The 17,473-nt window shown below is 75.2% G+C and carries 17 protein-coding genes; 9 read left to right on the forward strand and 8 right to left on the reverse strand.

All coding sequences use genetic code 11. The features are described 5' to 3' along the window. Together M3673_RS13540 and M3673_RS13545 are read left to right on the forward strand one after the other, a co-directional pair. Window positions 1-455: anti-sigma factor (locus M3673_RS13540; protein ID WP_251534356.1), on the forward strand; the 455-nt coding region annotated here is incomplete at its 5' end. A gap of 106 nt (window positions 456-561) precedes the next feature. After that, window positions 562-1,194, forward strand: a complete 633-nt coding sequence (locus M3673_RS13545) for a fasciclin domain-containing protein (protein WP_056864966.1) — start codon at window positions 562-564, stop codon at window positions 1,192-1,194. 236 nt (window positions 1,195-1,430) lie between these two features. Here the strand turns inward: M3673_RS13545 and M3673_RS13550 are convergent, their stop codons facing one another. Continuing rightward, window positions 1,431-2,573, reverse strand: a complete 1,143-nt coding sequence (locus M3673_RS13550) for a cation diffusion facilitator family transporter (protein ID WP_251534357.1) — start codon at window positions 2,571-2,573, stop codon at window positions 1,431-1,433. An 82-nt stretch (window positions 2,574-2,655) separates the two neighbouring features. Here M3673_RS13550 and M3673_RS13555 point away from each other — a divergent pair, with 82 nt between their 5' ends. Further along, window positions 2,656-3,666: an SGNH/GDSL hydrolase family protein gene (locus M3673_RS13555; RefSeq protein WP_251534358.1), complete on the forward strand. Its 1,011-nt coding sequence runs from the start codon at window positions 2,656-2,658 to the stop codon at window positions 3,664-3,666. Window positions 3,667-3,794: 128 nt separating this feature from the next. On the opposite strand, the gene M3673_RS13560 is transcribed toward M3673_RS13555, so the two are convergent. After that, entirely contained in the window at window positions 3,795-5,327 is a 1,533-nt protein-coding gene (locus M3673_RS13560; RefSeq protein WP_251534359.1) for an amidohydrolase, read from the reverse strand. 362 nt (window positions 5,328-5,689) lie between these two features. Here M3673_RS13560 and M3673_RS13565 point away from each other — a divergent pair, with 362 nt between their 5' ends. Further along, a complete protein-coding gene (locus M3673_RS13565; RefSeq protein ID WP_193661846.1) occupies window positions 5,690-6,334 on the forward strand; it encodes a hypothetical protein in 645 nt (214 codons plus the stop codon). Window positions 6,335-6,447: 113 nt separating this feature from the next. Here the strand turns inward: M3673_RS13565 and M3673_RS13570 are convergent, their stop codons facing one another. Beyond that, a complete protein-coding gene (locus tag M3673_RS13570) occupies window positions 6,448-8,115 on the reverse strand; it encodes a serine/threonine-protein kinase (protein WP_251534360.1) in 1,668 nt (555 codons plus the stop codon). A 69-nt stretch (window positions 8,116-8,184) separates the two neighbouring features. Here M3673_RS13570 and M3673_RS13575 point away from each other — a divergent pair, with 69 nt between their 5' ends. Together M3673_RS13575 and M3673_RS13580 are read left to right on the forward strand one after the other, a co-directional pair. Next, entirely contained in the window at window positions 8,185-8,775 is a 591-nt protein-coding gene (locus M3673_RS13575; protein WP_251534361.1) for an RNA polymerase sigma factor, read from the forward strand. Between the two features lie 203 nt (window positions 8,776-8,978). Beyond that, window positions 8,979-9,962, forward strand: coding sequence for an NAD-dependent epimerase/dehydratase family protein (locus M3673_RS13580; RefSeq protein WP_251534362.1), 984 nt, complete (start codon window positions 8,979-8,981; stop codon window positions 9,960-9,962). A 240-nt stretch (window positions 9,963-10,202) separates the two neighbouring features. Here the strand turns inward: M3673_RS13580 and M3673_RS13585 are convergent, their stop codons facing one another. From M3673_RS13585 to pdhA, 3 genes are read right to left on the reverse strand one after another with little or no spacing between them, the layout of a single operon-like run. Further along, a complete protein-coding gene (locus tag M3673_RS13585) occupies window positions 10,203-11,753 on the reverse strand; it encodes a dihydrolipoamide acetyltransferase family protein (RefSeq protein ID WP_251534363.1) in 1,551 nt (516 codons plus the stop codon). After that, window positions 11,753-12,736 carry an alpha-ketoacid dehydrogenase subunit beta gene (locus M3673_RS13590; RefSeq protein WP_251534364.1) on the reverse strand — a complete coding sequence of 328 codons (984 nt, stop codon included), beginning with the start codon at window positions 12,734-12,736 and terminating at the stop codon, window positions 11,753-11,755. Before M3673_RS13590 ends, M3673_RS13585 begins: the two co-directional genes overlap by 1 nt. Beyond that, window positions 12,733-13,890, reverse strand: coding sequence for a pyruvate dehydrogenase (acetyl-transferring) E1 component subunit alpha (gene pdhA, locus M3673_RS13595; protein WP_082500409.1), 1,158 nt, complete (start codon window positions 13,888-13,890; stop codon window positions 12,733-12,735). Before pdhA ends, M3673_RS13590 begins: the two co-directional genes overlap by 4 nt. 174 nt (window positions 13,891-14,064) lie before the next feature. Between pdhA and M3673_RS13600 the strand changes: the two genes are divergently transcribed. After that, window positions 14,065-14,553, forward strand: a complete 489-nt coding sequence (locus M3673_RS13600; protein ID WP_193661841.1) for an SRPBCC family protein — start codon at window positions 14,065-14,067, stop codon at window positions 14,551-14,553. Beyond that, a complete protein-coding gene (locus tag M3673_RS13605) occupies window positions 14,550-14,762 on the forward strand; it encodes a DUF2945 domain-containing protein (RefSeq protein WP_193661840.1) in 213 nt (70 codons plus the stop codon). The genes M3673_RS13600 and M3673_RS13605 overlap by 4 nt, the downstream gene beginning before the upstream one ends. 106 nt (window positions 14,763-14,868) lie before the next feature. Here M3673_RS13605 and M3673_RS13610 read toward each other — a convergent pair whose 3' ends face one another. Continuing rightward, window positions 14,869-15,831, reverse strand: a complete 963-nt coding sequence (locus tag M3673_RS13610; RefSeq protein ID WP_251534365.1) for a cation diffusion facilitator family transporter — start codon at window positions 15,829-15,831, stop codon at window positions 14,869-14,871. A 61-nt stretch (window positions 15,832-15,892) separates the two neighbouring features. On the opposite strand from M3673_RS13610, the gene M3673_RS13615 reads away from it, so the two are divergent. After that, window positions 15,893-16,333, forward strand: a complete 441-nt coding sequence (locus M3673_RS13615; protein WP_251534366.1) for a DivIVA domain-containing protein — start codon at window positions 15,893-15,895, stop codon at window positions 16,331-16,333. Window positions 16,334-16,413: 80 nt separating this feature from the next. Here the strand turns inward: M3673_RS13615 and M3673_RS13620 are convergent, their stop codons facing one another. Further along, on the reverse strand, window positions 16,414-17,385 hold the full coding sequence (locus tag M3673_RS13620) for a glutathione S-transferase C-terminal domain-containing protein (RefSeq protein ID WP_251534367.1): 972 nt from the start codon (window positions 17,383-17,385) through the stop codon (window positions 16,414-16,416). Window positions 17,386-17,473 lie beyond the last annotated feature (88 nt).

Genomic DNA, 17,473 nt, shown 5'->3' on the forward strand with positions numbered 1-17,473 from the left:
CCGCCGCGGGCGGCGGACCGCAGACCCCCTCAGCCAGCCCCGACAGCAGCCCCACCGGCAGTCCTGACGGCGGGCCGACCGGGCCGAGCACCGGTCCCGAGCCGCAGCCGGTCGGAGCCGACCTGGCCCCGCTCGAGCGCCGCTTCCGCGACTCCGCCGGGGCGGTGGAGCTGGTCGACGTGCCCGGAGGCACCCGCGTCACCATCACCGCCTCCGGACTGCCCGAGCCGCGGCGCGGGGAGTTCTACGAGGCGTGGCTGCTCGACCCCGCGACCAACAAGATGCTCCCGCTCGGCACCCTCGGCCCCGACGGCTCCGCCGTGGTCGAGCTGCCCGCCGGGCTCGTCTCGGCCTACGCCGCCGTCGACGTCAGCCTCGAGCCCGACGACGGCGACCCCGCCCACTCCGTCACCTCCGCGCTGCGCGGCGCCTACGCCGGCCCGACCCGGGCCTGAGCGCCGCCGACCGGCTCCACCGGGCCCGACCGGCCCGCCCCGCCACCACCCAGACCACCACTCAGACCGACCCGCCAGAGAAACACCCACACAGGAGAGAAACCCCATGAAGAAGATCACCACCGCCCTCGCCGCCACCGCCGCTGCCGCGACCCTCGCCGCCGGCGCCCTGGCCCCGGCCTCCGCCGCCCCGTCGGCCAAGCCGCAGGGTGAGACCAGCCTCGCCGAGGTGCTCGCCGCCGACGGCAACCGCTTCGACCACAAGTCGCAGGACTTCGACGTCCTCGAGCGCGCCGTGCTCGCCGTGCTCAAGGCCAAGCCGGAGAGCCCCGTCGGTCTGCTCACCCAGGGCGGGGAGCGCGCCACCGCCTTCCTGCCCACCGACGCCGCCTTCCGCAACCTCGTGCTCAAGCTGACCGGCGAGCGCCCCGGCAACGAGCGCCAGACCTTCCGCCAGGTCGCCGCCGCGGTCGACGTCGACACCCTCGAGGCCGTTCTGCTCTACCACGTGGTCGCCGGCAAGACGCTGGTCTCGGAGAAGGTCGTCGCCTCGAAGGGCGAGCCCACCACCACCGCGCTGGGCGCGACCTGGACCGTGCGGGTCAAGGGCGGCGAGGTGCGCCTGGAGGACCAGGACACCAACGCCCGCGACCCCCGCGTCATCGCCCTCGACGTCAACCGCGGCAACAAGCAGGTCGCCCACGCCATCGACCGCGTGCTGCGCCCGATCGACCTCTGAGTCGACCTCTGCGTCCGACCTCCGAGTCGGACCTGATCGGCCGCTGAGCCTTGGGCACCCGCCCGCACCCACGACCGTCCGCCCCGGTGCCGCTGCGCCGGGGCGGACGGTCGTCGTACGCCGGTGGCGTCCTACTGATCGTTGAGCCCTCTGCCTGACCGTCATGACTGTCGGGTAGAGGTAGCAACGGTCAGTAGGACGCGGACCGCGGGCCGCGGGGCTGCGGCCGCCGGGGCTCAGGGCGCCAGGGAGGCCTCGGCGGGCAGGGCGAGGGTGAGCACGGCGTCCTCGATCATCGGGTCCTGCTCGACGTCGGCCTCCAGGCCGCGCAGGCGCACCGCGAGCGCCGACTCCGCGTCGTCGCCGACCAGGTCGACGGCGGCGACCACGAAGAGCCGCTGCGGGCCGACGTACTCGACGTGGAGGTAGGTGATCCGCTCGATCTGGGGGTGGGCCAGCAGGCTGCGCAGCACCCGGTCCTGCAGCTGCGGGCCGAGGCCCTCGCCGAGGAGGTAGGCCATGTTGCGCCGCATCAGGAAGACCGCGACCACCGCGAGCAGCACGCCGATGGCGATCGAGGCCAGCGCGTCCCACACCGGGTCGCCGGTGAGCTGGTGCAGGCCGATGCCCGCGGCGGCCAGCACGATGCCGACCAGCGCCGAGGCGTCCTCGAAGAAGACCGCGCGCAGCGTCGGGTTGGAGGTCTCGGCGACGTAGCGCAGCGGGTGCACGCCCCAGCGCCGGGCGTCGCCGCCCACCTGCCGCGAGGCCTGCACGAACGACGTGCCCTCAAGCACCAGCGCCACCCCGAGCACGACGTAGTTGACGACGAACGACGCCTCCTCCTCCGTGCTGCCCAGCTGGGTCACGCCGTGCCAGACCGACACCACCGCGCCCGCCGAGAACAGCCCGAAGGCCGCCACCAGCGACCAGACGTACGTCGCGCGCCCGTATCCGCGCGGGTGCTCGGCGTCGCGGGGCCGGCCTCCCGAGCGCTCGGCCACCAGCAGGAAGACCTCGTTGCCGGTGTCGGCCCACGAGTGCGCCGCCTCCGCCACCATCGCCGCCGAGCCGGTCACCACCGCCGCCACCGACTTGGCCAGCGCCAGCAGCGCGTTGGCCACGAGCGCGACCACGACGGTGAGCAGCGACTCGCCGCCGCTGCCCTCCCCCTCGCCGGACCCCTCGCCGGACCCGTCGTGCTCCCCACCCGCGCCGGCCCCCTCGGGGCCGATGCCGCTGCGGGCCGGGCCGCGGGCCCGGGCAGGACCGGCCGGGTCGGCCGGGTCGGCGGTGTCGGCCGGGTCGGCCGGGTCGGCCGGGTCGGCGGGACGGGCTCGGTGGGCGACCGGCTCGGGGCCGCCGCGGGTGTCGCTCATGACTCCGTCGTACTCCTGCCGTCCTGAGCGCGACACCCCCGGGTGGGGTGGGGCGACCCGGCGGGCCCGTACCGTCGACGCCATGACCGCTCGCCCCTCGGCCCGCCCGTCCCGCCGCGCCGCGGCCCCCGCCCGCCCCGCGACGCTGCGTCTCGCGGCCGCGCTGGCCGCCGGTGCGCTGCTCGTCACCGGCTGCAGCTCCTCGGGCGGGGACGAGCCCGACGACACCGCGGCGCCCTCCCCCGAGACCTCCTCCAGCGCCCCCTCGACCAGCCCCTCGACCAGCCCCGGGTCCACCGCCGACGCGGGCGAGGGCAGCGGCGACTTCCCGCGCTACGTCGCCCTCGGCGACTCCTACACCGCGGCGCCGCTCGTGCCCGAGACCGACCCGCAGGACGGCTGCCTGCGCTCCACGGGCAACTACCCCAGCCTCGTCGCCGCCGCCATCGACGGCACCGCGCTCACCGACGTCAGCTGCTCCGGCGCCACCACCACGTCGCTGGTCGGCGTGCAGGAGACCTTCGACGGCCAGGCGCGCCCGGCGCAGTTCGACGCGCTCACCGAGGACACCGACCTGGTGACCCTCGGCATGGGCGGCAACGACTTCAACCTCTTCGCCACCCTCATCGGCCGCTGCGGCCAGCTCGCCGCCGAGGACCCCGAGGGCTCGCCCTGCGAGGACGCCGACCTGGTCAAGGACAACGTCTTCCGCCAGATCCGCGGCCAGCTCGCCGCCGCGCTCACCGGCGTCCTCGACCGCTCGCCCGACGCCCGGGTGCTGGCCGTCGGCTACCCCCAGATCCTGCCCGCCGAGGGCACCTGCCCCGACCGCATCGACCTCGCGGTCGGCGACTACCCCTACGCCCGCGACCTCAACGAGCGCCTCGACGCCGCCGTCGAGGGCGCCGCGAAGGACGCCGGGGTCGACTTCGTCGACGTCTTCGCCGCCACCGAGGGCCACGACCTGTGCGCCGAGGACCCGTGGATCAACGGGCGCACCACGCTCGAGGACGAGGCGCTCGCCTACCACCCGCTCGCCGCCGAGCAGGAGGCCGTCGCCGCCGAGGTGCTGGCCGTGCTGGGTCAGGACTGATCCGCGGCCCCGATCGCCACTTACCGACCGTTGCGACCTCTACCTGACTGTCGTGACGGTCGGGTAGAGGGCGCAACGGTCAGTAACACGTGTCGCCGCCGGCCGGTCCGGACCCGGGGTCGGCCGGGTCAGAGGGCGGAGTGGACCTCGCGGCCGGCGACGTACGTCGCGGCGACGGGCATGGTGCGCAGCAGGGCCGCGGCCGCGGCGGGCGAGTCGCTGGGGGCCAGCGGGTCGCGGTCGAGCAGCACCAGGTCGCCGCGGGAGCCGGCGCCGACGGTGGGCTGGCCGTCGACGGAGGCCGCGAGCACCTCCTGCGGGGTGAGCGCCTGCTCGCCGTGCCACGCCTCCCGCTCGTCGGCGCTGCGGTGCACCGCGGCGGCCATGGCCAGCCACGGGTCCAGCGGCGAGACCGGGGCGTCGGAGCCGAGGGCCAGCTCGACGCCGTCGTCGAGCATCCAGCGGTAGGCGAAGCAGCGCGCGGAGCGCTCGCCCCAGATCTTCTCGGTCAGGTCGCGGTCGTCGAGCAGGTGTGCCGGCTGCACGCTGGCGCGGATGCCCAGCTCGGCCATGCGGCGCACGTCGGCGCGGTTGACCATCTGCGCGTGCTCGATCGAGCCGCGGGCGCCGGTCACGGCGTAGGCCTCGAGCGCCTCGGCGCAGGCGGCGTCGCCGATGGCGTGGGTGGCGACCTCGAGGCCGTGGGCGTGGGCGCGGGCCAGCAGCTCGCGCAGCTCCTCGCCCGACAGGTTGGGCTGCCCGGCGGGGTACTCCAGCCGGTGGGCGTCGCCGTAGGGCTCGCAGCACCAGGCGGTGCGGGTGTTGAGGGAGCCGTCGCTGATGATCTTGAGCGGCCCCATCGTGGCGCGGTCGTCGCAGCCGGGCAGCGGGTCGCCGGTGCGCAGGCCCATGGCGATGACGTCGTCGAGGCCCTCGGCGTAGGTCGACATGCGCAGCCGCAGCAGGTCGCAGCCGTGCGACCAGCGCTCGGCCCACTCCGCGGCGCCGCCGGAGAACTCGTAGTCGACCAGGCCGACGATGCCCAGCGCGGCGGCGTGGTCGAGGGTGCGGCGGTAGGCCTCGGGCGAGGTGCCGTCGTCGCCGATGAGCGAGGACAGGCGCGCGTAGGCGCGGAACCACTCCGCCTCGCGCACCACCGAGTCGCGCACGGGCAGTGCGAGGTGCAGCAGCGCGGTGGTGTTGAGCCAGGCGTGGTGGGCGTCGCCGGAGATCAGCACCACGGGGGTGTCGCCGGTGACGGCGTCGAGCTCGGAGACGGTGACCTCGCGGTCCCAGCCGGCCGAGCGGTGGCCCCAGCCGATGACGGGCAGCTCGGGGTACTCCCGCACCCGCTCGGCCACCAGCGCCGTCGCCTGCTCCGGCGAGCGCGCCCCGGTGAGGTCGAGCCGCGCCGAGGTGAGGGTCCACTGGGCCAGGTGGACGTGCTGGTCCCACAGGCCCGGCGCCACCCAGCGCCCCGCGGCGTCGACCTCGCGGTGCTCGTCGTACGCCGTGGTCGGCGCGCTCAGCCGCGGCCCGACCGCCGTGACCCGGCCGTGCTCGACGAGCACGTCGACGGGGGCGTCGGGGGCCCGGTCGGTGCCGCGGTCGGCCGCGCGGACGGGCACGATCCGGGCGTTGCGCACGAGGAGGCTGCTCATGGGCGCCAACCGTAGGGAGGTCACGCGCCCATCACCGAACCGGCGACGAGGCGTGGACGGACGGCTCCGTCGCGGTGGGCCGGGGCGGCTCGGCGGTGCACCGCGCGGGGGCCGCGCAGGCGCGGCCCCGGCTCGGTGCAGGGGCTGCGCTGCGACCGCCGAGATGCTGCGGGCCTGTGGCGGTGGTCACCGCCGGTCGGAGCCGCAGGCCCGCCGTACGGCGCGGCCCCGGGTCGGTCCCGGGTCGGTCCCGGGGCGGTCCCGGGGTGGCCCGGACCGGGGCCGGAGGGGACCGGCCACCCGCACCCGCCGGGTAAAGACCCTCACGGCGCCGGGGGCCGCGGGGCGGTTACGGTGTCGCCATGGGTCTCCGGGGTGCGCTCGTCGCGATGGCGCTGGCCGTCGTCGGCGCGCTCGCCGGCGGCCTGGTCGCCGGGTCCCGCAGCGACGCCCCGGCCGCCTTCGGCCCGCCCGTGCCGGTGGCCGCCGCCTCACCGGCCGTGCCCACCGACCCGCCGGTCGAGATCTCCCCCGACCCCGACTACCCCGCGCTGGTGCGGGGCCTGCCCACCACGCGCGTCGTCGTCGGCACCGCCCCCTTCACGCTGTCGGTGCCGATCCCCGACGGCTGGGTGCGCAGCGACTCCGCGGCCGGCGAGTGGCGCTGGTTCCCCGGGCCGCCGGACGACGTGAAGTACACCTACTTCCTGCGGGTGCGCCTGATCGGCAACGACTACCAGAGCATCGAGAGCGCCCTCACCTCACGGATCGCGGCCCTGGAGAGCGCGACCGCGGTGGAGGACCTCGACGTGGAGTACCGCTCGCGCGACACCTTCGTCTCCACCTACGTCGAGGGCGGCTACAAGCGCGTCAGCTACGAGCGCTTCATCGGCACCGGCCCCGCCGACCCCACGGCCTACGCCTCGATCGCCGTCATCGGTCGCGAGTCGGACCGCGACGGGCTCAGCGCGCTGCTGGAGAAGGTCACCGCCGGCGCACGCGCCTGAGACCCGCCCTCACCGTCGTCCCAGCGCGCCACCGCCACAGTCCCCCGCGCCCTCACGCGAGGGCTCGGGCGCGGGCGCGGGCCGGCCCGACCCGGGCGCGGCGGGGCCGCGGGTCAGAGCCCGTAGGTGCGGACGCTGTCGAGCACGCGGTAGGCCTCGGCGGTGGTGTCGCTGCGCACCTGCACCCACAGCAGCCGGTTGACCGCGACGCGCACGACGCGCTCCACGGTGACCCCGCCGGGGCAGCCCGTGTGCACGACGGTGCGGGTGGGGCGGCCGTCGACGGTGCTGGTGACCGGCTCCTGCGGGCTCTCGCACTCCGCGTGGCCAGGCATGAGGGTCGGCAGGGCGTCGCCGGCCATCAGGCCGAGGAAGACCCCCTCCCCGTCGCTGTCGGGGTCGGTCCAGGAGGCGTCGGTGCCGACGGAGAGGGCGTCGTACGACGCGTCGCCCGCCGGGCCGGCCCACGGCTCGTCGGCCTCGGCGGCGTCCCAGCCGGCCGGCACCTCGACGGCCAGACGACCGGTGGCGTCGCTGACGGTGAGCCGCTCGGGGGCCCGGCCGTCGACCCAGGCGTAGCCCGCGAGGGCGCCGGCGCCGAGGGCCAGCACGCCCGCAACGGCGCCGACGAGCGCACCCGCGACCCGGCGGCGGCGCGTGGGCCGCGCGGTCCGGGCGGGCGGGGAGGGCTCGGGCAGCTCACCCGACGGCTGGTGCACCGAGGGCCGCGCGCCGGGCTGGGTCAGCTCGGGGTCGAGGGGCAGCCACGGCCGCGAGATCGAGCCCGTCGACCCCTGCCGGCCCACCAGCGGGTCGAGCGCCGCCGAGAGCGCGGCCACGAAGGCCGTGACGTCGGGCCAGCGCTCGTCGCGGTCGACCGCGAGCGCGCGGCGCACCACCGCGTCGACCTCCGGCGGGAAGGGCCGCTCCTCGGTCGACAGCGGCGCCGGGTCGTCGGGGTGGGCCGCCGCCTGCAGGCTGGTGTGGGCGTGGGCGGGGCGGCCGGTGAGCAGCAGGTAGGCCAGCGCGCCCAGGGAGTACTGGTCGGCGCGGGCGTCGGGCGCCTCCGCGCGGGCCTGCTCGGGTGCGACGTAGGACGGCGTGCCGGCCACCATCGTCAGCCGGCTCGACACGTCGAGGGCCTTGCCCAGCCCCAGGTCGCCCAGCAGCGCCTGCACGTCGCCGGTCGCCGGGGTGGCGTCGGTGGCGTCGGCGGGGTCGCGGGTTTCACCGGCCGGCTGGTGAAACCCGCACCTGTCGGCCCACGCGTCGGCCGACAGGTGCGGGTCCGGGCCGACCGGTGTGACGGGTGGGGCCGGTGAGGTCGCCACGCCCGGCCCGGCGTGGCCGCCGCGGGTGGTGCGGAAGAGGACGTTGGCGGGCTTCACGTCGCGGTGGAGGATGTCGAGGTCGTGCAGCGCCTGGAGCCCGAGACCGACCTGGCGGACGACCTCCAGCGCCTGGCGGGCGGTGAGGCCCTCCACCTCGAGGCGGTCGGCGAGGGTGCCCTGGTCGGCGTACGACATGACGAGGTAGGGGCGGCCGTCGTCGAGCTCGCCGGCGTCGTAGACGCGCACGACGTGCGGGGAGTCGACGCGGCGCAGGTAGCGGCCCTCCTCGAGGAAGCGGCGGCGCACCTGCAGGTCCTCGGTCCAGTTGTCGGCCAGCACCTTGACCGCCACCGGGGAGTCGAGCTGCTCGTCGTAGGCCAGCCAGACCGTCGCGAAGCCGCCCGAGCCGACGCGTCGACGCACGGCGTAACGACCGAGACGCGAAGGCATGGACACGCGAGCATGATAGGAGCGGTCAGCCCCGGTTGGGGCGCCACCACGAGGGGAAGGAGGTCGGACATGCCCGGCACGCACAGCACCGACACCCCGGGGGCGCTGACCCCCGACGACATCGACGACCTCGCCCGGCGCGCCCAGGACGGCGACCGCGACGCCCTGGAGGACCTGCTCGCGGCGGTGCGCCCCCGCGCGCTCAACGTCTGCCGTGGGGTCCTGCCCTACTCCTCCGACGCCGAGGACGCCTGCCAGGAGGCGCTGATCAACATCGCCGCCAAGATCGGCTCCTGGGGCGGGCGCGGCCGCTTCACCACGTGGATGCACGTGGTGGCCGTCAACAGCGCCCGCAGCACCTACCGCCGGATGAAGAACCAGGCTGTCGCCGCCGACCCGCAGTCCGGCGGTCCGCTCGCCGACCGTCCCGACCCGCGCACCACCAGCGTCATCGCCGGCACCCGCCTCGACCTGCTCGAGGCGATGGAGACCCTCGAGCGCGAGCACCCGCAGTACGTCGAGCCGCTCCTGCTCCGCGACGTCTACGGCCTGCCCTACGACGAGATCGCCCGCCTGCTCTCCCTGCCGCTGGGCACCGTCAAGGCCCAGATCCACCACGGCCGCAAGCTGGCGCGGCCGATGCTCAGCGGCGAGGCCTGAGGGCGCGGCTGCGGGTTTCACCAGCCGGCTGGTGAAACCCGCACCTGTCGGCCCACGCGTCGGCCGACACGTGCGGGTCCGGGCCGACCGGTGTGACGGACGGGGCGGATGGTGCGCGGCGGCGCCCGGCCCGGGCGACCTGGCGGTCGACCGGGGCAGCGCGGCCCCTCGTGCTCGTTGGCCGCGCCTGACAGGCTCACCCCATGCGCATCCTCGTGCTCGGCGGCTCGGCCTTCCTCTCGCGCGCGGTCGCCCAGGAGGCGCTCGAGCGGGGCCACGAGGTCACCTGCGCCTCGCGCGGTCGCAGCGGCACCGTGCCGGAGGGCGCCGAGCACGTCGCGTGGGACCGCTCGACGCGCGTCGTGCCGCCGGCGCTGGCCTCGCAGCGGTGGGACGTCGTGGTCGACGTGGCCCGCACGCCCTCCTGGGTACGCCGCTCGGTGACGACCTGGCCCGAGGCCCACCACGTCTTCGTCTCCACCGTCAACGTCTACTCCGACGACGCCTCCCCCGGCCAGACCCCCTCCCGCGGGGCGCTGCGCCCGGCCCAGCACGCCGACGTCGACCCCACCACCGACCCCGACGCCTACGGCGCCATGAAGGTGGCCTGCGAGGAGATCGTGCTCGCCGGCGCCGCGCGCAGCCTCGTGCTGCGACCCGGGCTGCTGATCGGGCCTGGCGACCCCTCGGGCCGCTTCACCTACTGGCCGGCGCGGCTCGCGGAGGCCGGCGACGGCGAGCCCGTGCTGGCCGGCGGCTCGCCCCGCGACGTCGTGCAAGTGCTCGACGCCCGCGACCTCGCCACGTGGGTCGTCACCGCGGCCGAGCGCCGCCTCACCGGCGCCTACGACGCGGTCGGGCCCACCACCACCGCCGGCGAGCTGCTGGCCGAGGTCGCTGCCGGCGTCGGCGTCACCCCGCGGCTGCGGTGGGTCGCCTCCGACCGGCTCGAGGCGGCCGGCGTGCAGCCGTGGTCGGGCCCCGACTCGCTGCCGCTGTGGCTGCCGCGCCCGGCGTACGACGGGATGCTGGCCCACGACGCCACCCCCAGCCTGGCCGCGGGGCTCGTCGTGCGGCCGGTGGCCGACTCGGCGCGCGACACGCTGGCCTGGCTGCGCGCGACCCCCGGCGCCCCCACCACCGGCCTGACGCGCGAGGCCGAGGCCGTGGTGCTCGCCGCGGGGTGAGGCTCCGCCCGTGGGCCGCCCGCAGGCGGACGTCATGCGCGACGTGGATGCGCTTCCACCCGACGCATGACGCCACCAACGCGCCCCAGACCGCTTGCGCATGACCCATGCGCGACGTGGATCCGCCTCCACCGAACGCATGACGCCACCACCCGCCCGGAGCCGCCCCGGCAGGGCGTCATACGAGACGTGGATGCGCCTCCACCCCACGCATGACGTCCCACCCGGGAGCGGGCGACCTCAGAACAGCAGCGCCGAGGCGGGGTCCTCGAGGATCGAGGCGACGTCGGCGAGGAACTGCGAGCCGGCCTGGCCGTCGACGTGGCGGTGGTCGAAGGACAGCGCCAGCGTCGTCACCTGCCGCACGACGATCTCGTCGACCCCGTCGCGGGTGACCACCCACGGCTTCTTGGTGACCGCACCGAAGCAGAGGATCGCCGACTCGCCGGGGTTGATGATCGGGGTGCCGGCGTCGACGCCGAAGACGCCGACGTTGGTGATCGTGAACGTGCCGCCCGCCATCTCCGCCGGCTGGGTGCGGCCCTCGCGCGCGGTGGCGGTGAGCTCGCCCAGCGCCGCGGCGAGCTCGGGCAGCGCCAGGTCGTGGGCGTCCTTCACGTTGGGCACCACCAGGCCGCGGGGGGTGGCGGCGGCGATGCCGAGGTTGACGTAGTGCTTGAGCACGACCTCCTGGGCGGCCTCGTCCCACGTGGAGTTGATGACCGGGGTACGACGCATCGCGAGCACGCAGGCGCGGGCGAGCACCAGCAGCGGCGAGACCTTGAGACCGCGCAGGTCGCGGTGGTCCTTGAGCCGCTCGACCAGCTCCATGGTGCGGGTGACGTCGACGGTGACCCACTCGGTGACGTGGGGCGCGGAGAACGCCGAGCCGACCATCGCGCCGGCCATCATCTTGCGCACGCCCTTGACCGGCTCGCGGGTCTCGCGGGCGCCGCCGGCCGCTGCCGGCCGGGGCGTCGAGGCGGACGTCGTGGCCGGCATCGCGGCCGGCACCTGCTCGGGAGCGGCCCCCCGGCCGGCGGCGGCGTGGACGTCGTCGCGGGTGACCGTGCCGCCGGGCCCGGAGGCACGGCAGGCGGCGAGGTCGACCCCGAGGTCCTTGGCCAGCTTGCGCACCGGCGGCTTGGCCAGGGCGCGTACGGCGGCGGGGTCGGTGGCCCGGGCCGGCACGAGCGCGTCGACCGGCTCGGGCACCGGCGGGGCCGGGGTGGCGGGCACGGCCGGCTCGTCGGAGGCCACGACCTCGTCTGACTCCGCACCGCCCGGCGCGAAGGCGCCCTGGAGCTGCATCTGGGTGTTGGCGCCGGCCTCGGTCGAGGGCGAGGCCGACCCCTTGCGGGCGCGGCGCACGGGGCCGCGCTCGGCCTTGTTGCGCCCGACGAGGCTCTCTCCCTCCCCGCCCCCGGAGGCGGCGGGGTTGGACAGGTCGATGGCCATCTCCGGCTGGGGCGCGGCGGCGGCCGGCCCCGGCGCGGGCTCGCCGGTCGACGGGCCGGTCGACGGGCCGGTCGACGCGGGGTCGCCCACGCGGATGATCGGGGTGCCGACGTCGACGGTGACGCCGGCGTCGACCATCAGCGCGAGCACGGTGCCGGCGTAGGGCGAGGGCAGCTCGACCAGCGACTTGGCCGTCTCGATCTCCACGATGATGTCGTTGATCGCGATGACGTCGCCGACGGCGACCTTCCACTCGACGATCTCGGCCTCGGTGAGGCCCTCGCCGACGTCGGGGAGGAGGAACTCCTGGGTGGGGGCCTGGGTGGTCGTCATCAGAACTCCATGCTGCGGTCGACGGCGTCGAGGACCCGGTCGAGGTCGGGGAGGAAGTCCTCCTCGATCCGGGAGGCGGGGTAGGGGGTGTCGAAGCCGCCCACCCGCAGCACCGGGGCCTCCAGGGAGTAGAAGCACTGCTCGGTGATGCGGGCCGACAGCTCCGCGCCCAGGCCGAGGTTGACGTGGGCCTCGTGGGCCACGACGGCCCGGCCCGTACGCCGCACCGACTCCAGCACCGGGGCCATGTCGAGGGGCGAGAGCGTGCGCAGGTCGATCACCTCGAGCGAGCGGCCCTCGGTGGCGGCGGCCTCGGCTGCCTTCATCGCCGTCTTGACCATCGGCCCGTAGGCCAGCAGCGTCACGTCGGTGCCGCGCCGCACCACCCGCGAGGTGAACAGCGGCGCGGGGGTGGCGGTGGTGTCGAGGTCGGCCTTGTCGGCGTGGTACTGCCGCTTGGGCTCCAGGAAGATCACCGGGTCGTCGCAGGCGATGGCCTGCTGGATCATCCAGTAGCCGTCGACGGGGTTGGAGCAGGTGACGACCTTCAGGCCGGGGGTGTGGGCGAACTGCGCCTCGGGCGACTCGCTGTGGTGCTCCACGGCGCCGATGCCGCCGCCGTAGGGGATCCGGATGACCATCGGCATCCTGGAGCGGCCCTTGGAGCGGTAGCTCATCTTGGCCACCTGGCACACGATCTGGTCGTAGGCGGGGTAGACGAACCCGTCGAACTGGATCTCCACCACCGGGCGGTAGCCGCGCAGCGCCATGCCGACCGCGGTGCCGACGATGCCCGACTCCGCGAGCGGGGAGTCGATGACCCGGTCCTCGCCGAAGTCCTTCTGCAGGCCGTCGGTGATGCGGAAGACGCCGCCGAGCTTGCCGACGTCCTCGCCCATGAGCAGGACCTTGGGGTCGTCGTCCATCGCGCGGCGCAGCCCCATGTTGAGCGACTTGGCCAGCGTGACCTTCTGGGTGCTCATCGGTCGGCTCCTTCGAAGGACTCGAGGTAGGCCGCGAAGCCGTCGCGCTGGGCGGCGAGCTCGTCGGTCATCTCTGCGTAGACGTGGTCGAACATGTCGAGCGGCTGCGGGTCGGGCATCGCCTTGCATCCCTCGCGCAGGCGCGCGCCCAGGTCGTCGGCCTCGTCCTTGACCCCGGCGATGAAGGCGTCGTCGACCAGGCCGTTGCGGCGCAGGTAGACCTCGACGCGGGCGATCGGGTCCTTGAGCTTCCAGCTCTCCACGTCGTCGGAGAGGCGGTAGCGGGTCGGGTCGTCGGTGGTGGTGTGGGCGCCCATCCGGTAGGTGTAGGCCTCCACGAAGGTCGGGCCCTGCCCGTCGCGGGCGCGCTGCAGGGCGGCCTGGGTGACGGCGTAGGTGGCCAGCACGTCGTTGCCGTCGACGCGCACGCCGGGGAAGCCGAAGCCCAGGGCGCGCTGGTAGAGCGGGATGCGGGTCTGGCGCTCGATCGGCTCCGAGATGGCCCACTGGTTGTTCTGGCAGAAGAACACCACGGGGGCGTTGTAGGAGGCGGCGAAGATGAAGGCCTCGTTGACGTCGCCCTGCGAGGAGGCGCCGTCGCCGAAGTGGGCGATCACCGCGGCGTCGCGCTCGGGGTCGCCGGTGCCGACGACGCCGTCGCGCTGCATGCCCATGGCGTAACCGGTGGCGTGGAGGGTCTGCGCGCCGATGACGATGGTGTAGAGCCCGAAGTGGTTCTCCTCGGGGTCCCACGCGCCGTGGTCGACGCCGCGGAAGAGCCCGAGCAGCTTGAGGGGGTCCACGCCCTTGCACCACGCGACGCCGTGCTCGCGGTAGGTCGGGAAGACGTGGTCCTGGGTGCGCAGCGCGCGGCCGGCGCCGATCTGCGCGGCCTCCTGGCCCAGCAGCTGGGCCCAGATGCCGAGCTCGCCGTGGCGCTGCAGCGCCGTGGCCTCGGTGTCGATGCGCCGGGTGAGCACCATGTCGCGGTAGAACCCGCGCAGCTGCTCGGCGCTGAAGTCCATGTCGAACTCCGGGTGGTGGACGCGCTCGCCCTCCGGGGTCAGCAGCTGGACCAGCTCGGGGCCGCCGTCGCTCTGGGAGGGTCCGAAGACCTCCACCAGGTCGGGGCCGAACGTCGAGTCAGGGGACACGTGCGCACTCCTTCGCTCTCACCGGCCCGACGGGGTCTCCGAGGCCGTACGGCGTGTCCGAGCGGGCCGTCCAGGCGCGGGGTGGTGCACCTGTGACCCCGGACACATCGTGGTCGGGGACAACGTACCTGCGCGGGTGAGATGGCCGCCAATCACCCGCCGTAGCCTCGGCGCATGGCCTCCTCCGCCCGCCCCGTCGTGACAGCCTCGGCCGTCGTCGACGCCCCGCCCGCCGTCGTCTTCGACATCCTGGCCGACCCCCGGCAGCACCCGCTGATCGACGGCTCCGGCACCGTGAGGGGCTCGACCAGCGGGCCCCCGCGGCTGGAGCTGGGCTCGACCTTCGGCATGGACATGCGCATCGGCGCGCCGTACAAGATCCGCAACAAGGTCGTCGAGCTCGAGCCCGACCGGCTGATCGCCTGGCGCCACGTCGGGCTGCACCGGTGGCGCTACGAGCTGGAGGAGCTGCCCGCCGACGCCACCGGCGGCACGGCCCGCACGCGGGTCACCGAGACGTGGGACATCAGCCGCTACCCCGGCCTCGTGCAGGCCGCCTACCACCGCGCCGGCGTGGCCGCGAAGATCCAGCGCGGCATCGAGAAGACCCTGGTCAAGCTGAGCGCGGCCGCCGAGCAGGCGGCCCGGAAGGAGACGACATGAGCATCCGCAAGGGCACCGAGGTCAGCTGGTCGTGGGGCAACGGCACCGCGAGCGGCACCGTCACCGAGGTCCACCACGACACCGTCGAGCGCACCACCGAGGGCTCGACGATCACCCGCCACGGCAGCGACGACGACCCGGCCTACGTCATCGAGCAGGAGGACGGCACCGTCGTGCTGAAGCTGCGCTCCGAGGTCGACCGGGCCTGAGGCGCGGCGCGGGCCCGGTCGTCCCGGGACGGGGCGCGGCGGCGCGGTCGCCGGGCCGCGGGCGGGCGCCTCGGTGGAGGCCGCGGTGGAGGCCGCGGTGGAGGCGTCAGTGGAGCTCGCCGAGGTCCTCGTGGGCGCCGTGGGAGACCGGCTCGACCTGGAAGGTCGCGTGGCGCACGTCGAAGTGCTCCGCGACGCAGTGGCACAGGTCGTCGAGCACCGCGCCGACGCCCCGCTCGGCCAGCGCCGCGTCGGTGACCGTCACGTGGGCCGAGAGGCTCGGCAGGCCGCTGGTGATGGTCCAGGCGTGGAGGTCGTGCACGTCGACGACGCCGGGCACGTCCTCGATGTGGCGGCTGACCTCGCCCAGGTCGAGGCCGGCGGGGGCCACCTCCAGCAGCACCGCGACGGCGTCGCGGGCCAGCACGAGGGCGCGCGGCAGGATCATCACCGCGATCAGCAGCGAGGCCAGCGGGTCGGCCTGCAGCCAGCCCGTGGTGAGCACGACGACGCCGGCGGCGATGGCCAGCACCGAGCCGAGCAGGTCGGCGAAGACCTCGTTGGCGGCGCCGCGCAGGTTGAGCGAGCCCGACTCCGAGCGACTGAGCACCAGCATCGAGACGGCGTTGGCGAGCAGGCCGACCGTGGCGAAGGCGATCATCGGCCCCGCCTCCACCTCCTGGGGGTCGGCGAGCCGGCTCAGGCCGGCCCAGGCGAGGTAGCCGCAGACCACCAGCAGCACCAGCGCGTTGAGCAGCGCGGCGAGGATCTCCGCGCGGTGCAGGCCGAAGGTGGAGCGGGGGCCCGGGCGGAGCCCGGCGACGTACGACGCCCCGAGCGCGAGCACCACGGCGCCGGCGTCGGTGGCCATGTGGCCGGCGTCGGCGAGCAGCGCCAGGGAGCCGGTGACGACGGCGCCCACGACCTCGAGCACCATGACGCTCGCGGTGACCGCCAGCACCACCCGCAGCCGCCGCCGGTCGGCCGCGCGACCCGCGGCGTGGCCGCCCGGGTGGCCGCCCGCCTGCCGGCCCGCGTGCCCGTGTCCGTGCCCGTGTCCGACTCCCACGCGCGCCAGCCTAGGTGGCCCGGGCAGGCGTGACGCGACGGCGCCCGGGGTAGGAGCGGCCATGGCCACCCCCGCCGACCCCCCTCCCGGCACTCCCCCGCCCGAGCCCGCCAGTCCTGGGAGTCCCGCCGAGCCCGCCGAGCTGGCGCGGCTGGTCGAGACCGCCCGCTTCACCCCCGTGCGGCTGCGCAGCGGCTACGACATGGGCCAGGTCGACGACTTCCTCGCCGACCTGGTGCAGACCCTGCGCTCGGGCGGCGACCCGGTCGCCCCGGTCTGCGCCGCCCGCTTCGCCACCGTCAGGCTGCGCGAGGGCTACGAGACCGCGGACGTCGACGCGCTCCTCGACGAGGTCGTGGTGCGCAGCGGCGGCACCCCGCGCCTGCGGCGCGATGCCGACGACCCGCGCCCCGCAGGGGGCCCGGGCCACGGCGCACCGGCCGGCACCGGCTCGGTCGTGCAGGAGCAGAAGGGCCTGCTGGCCCGGCTTTTCCACCGCTAGGCGTACCGACCCGGCCGACCGGCACCGACCGGCACCGACCGGCACGGACCTGGCACCAGCCCCGGGGACGAGCCCGGGGATCAGCCCAGGGACTCGCGCCCGTGGGGGGTGTGCCAGACGGCCGGGTCGGGCCCGGCGGGCACGATCCCCGACGGGTTGATGTCGGTGTGCACGACGTAGTAGTGCGCCTTGATCTGGTCGAAGTCGATGGTCTCGCCGAAGCCCGGGGTCTGGAAGAGGTCGCGGGCGTAGCCCCACAGCGCCGGCATCTCGGTGAGCTTGTTGCGGTTGCACTTGAAGTGGCCGTGGTAGACCGCGTCGAAGCGGGCCAGGGTGGTGAAGAGCCGCACGTCGGCCTCGGTGATGGCCGACCCCATGAGGTAGCGGCGGTCGGTGAGCCGCTCCTCGAGCCAGTCCAGGGCGGTCCACAGCCGCTGGTAGGCCTCGTCGTAGGCCTCCTGGGAGCCGGCGAAGCCGCAGCGGTAGACGCCGTTGTTGACCTCGGTGAAGACGCGCTGCATGACCTCCTCCATCTCCTCGCGGACCTCGGCGGGCCACAGGTCGGGGGCGTCGGCGCGGTGGAAGTCGCGCCACTCGTGGAAGAGGTCGTGGGTGATCCACGGGAAGTCGTTGGTGACCAGCTCGCCGCTGGACTCCTCGACCATCGCGGGCACGGTGATCCCGCGCTCGTAGTCGGGGAAGCGCGCGAGGTAGGCCTCCTGGAGCCGCTCGATGCCCAGCACGGGGTCCTTGCCGCCGGGGTCGAGGTCGAAGGTCCAGCTGCGGGCGTCGTGGGTGGGGCCGGGCATCCCGAGGGAGACGACGTCCTCGAGGCCCAGCAGGCCCCGCACGATGATGGCGCGGTTGGCCCAGGGGCAGGCCTTGGCGGCGACCAGGCGGTAGCGGCCGGCCTCCACCGGCCACATCCGCCCGTCGGTGGGGCCGTGCTCGGGGGTGCGGGCGTCGCGGGTGATCCGGTCGGACACGTAGGTCGTGTCGCGCTGGAACTCCTTGCCCTTCTCGACGTACGTCGGGGTCTGGTCGTCGCTCATGCCCGCGACGCTAGGCGCCCGCCGCGCGCCCCGGCTCACCCACCCGCACACATCGCGGCCCGGCCGGGGGAGGCGACCGCCCGCTGGT

The organism is Nocardioides sp. P86, assembly GCF_023712465.1.
In the GTDB taxonomy this organism is placed as follows: domain Bacteria; phylum Actinomycetota; class Actinomycetes; order Propionibacteriales; family Nocardioidaceae; genus Nocardioides; species Nocardioides kribbensis.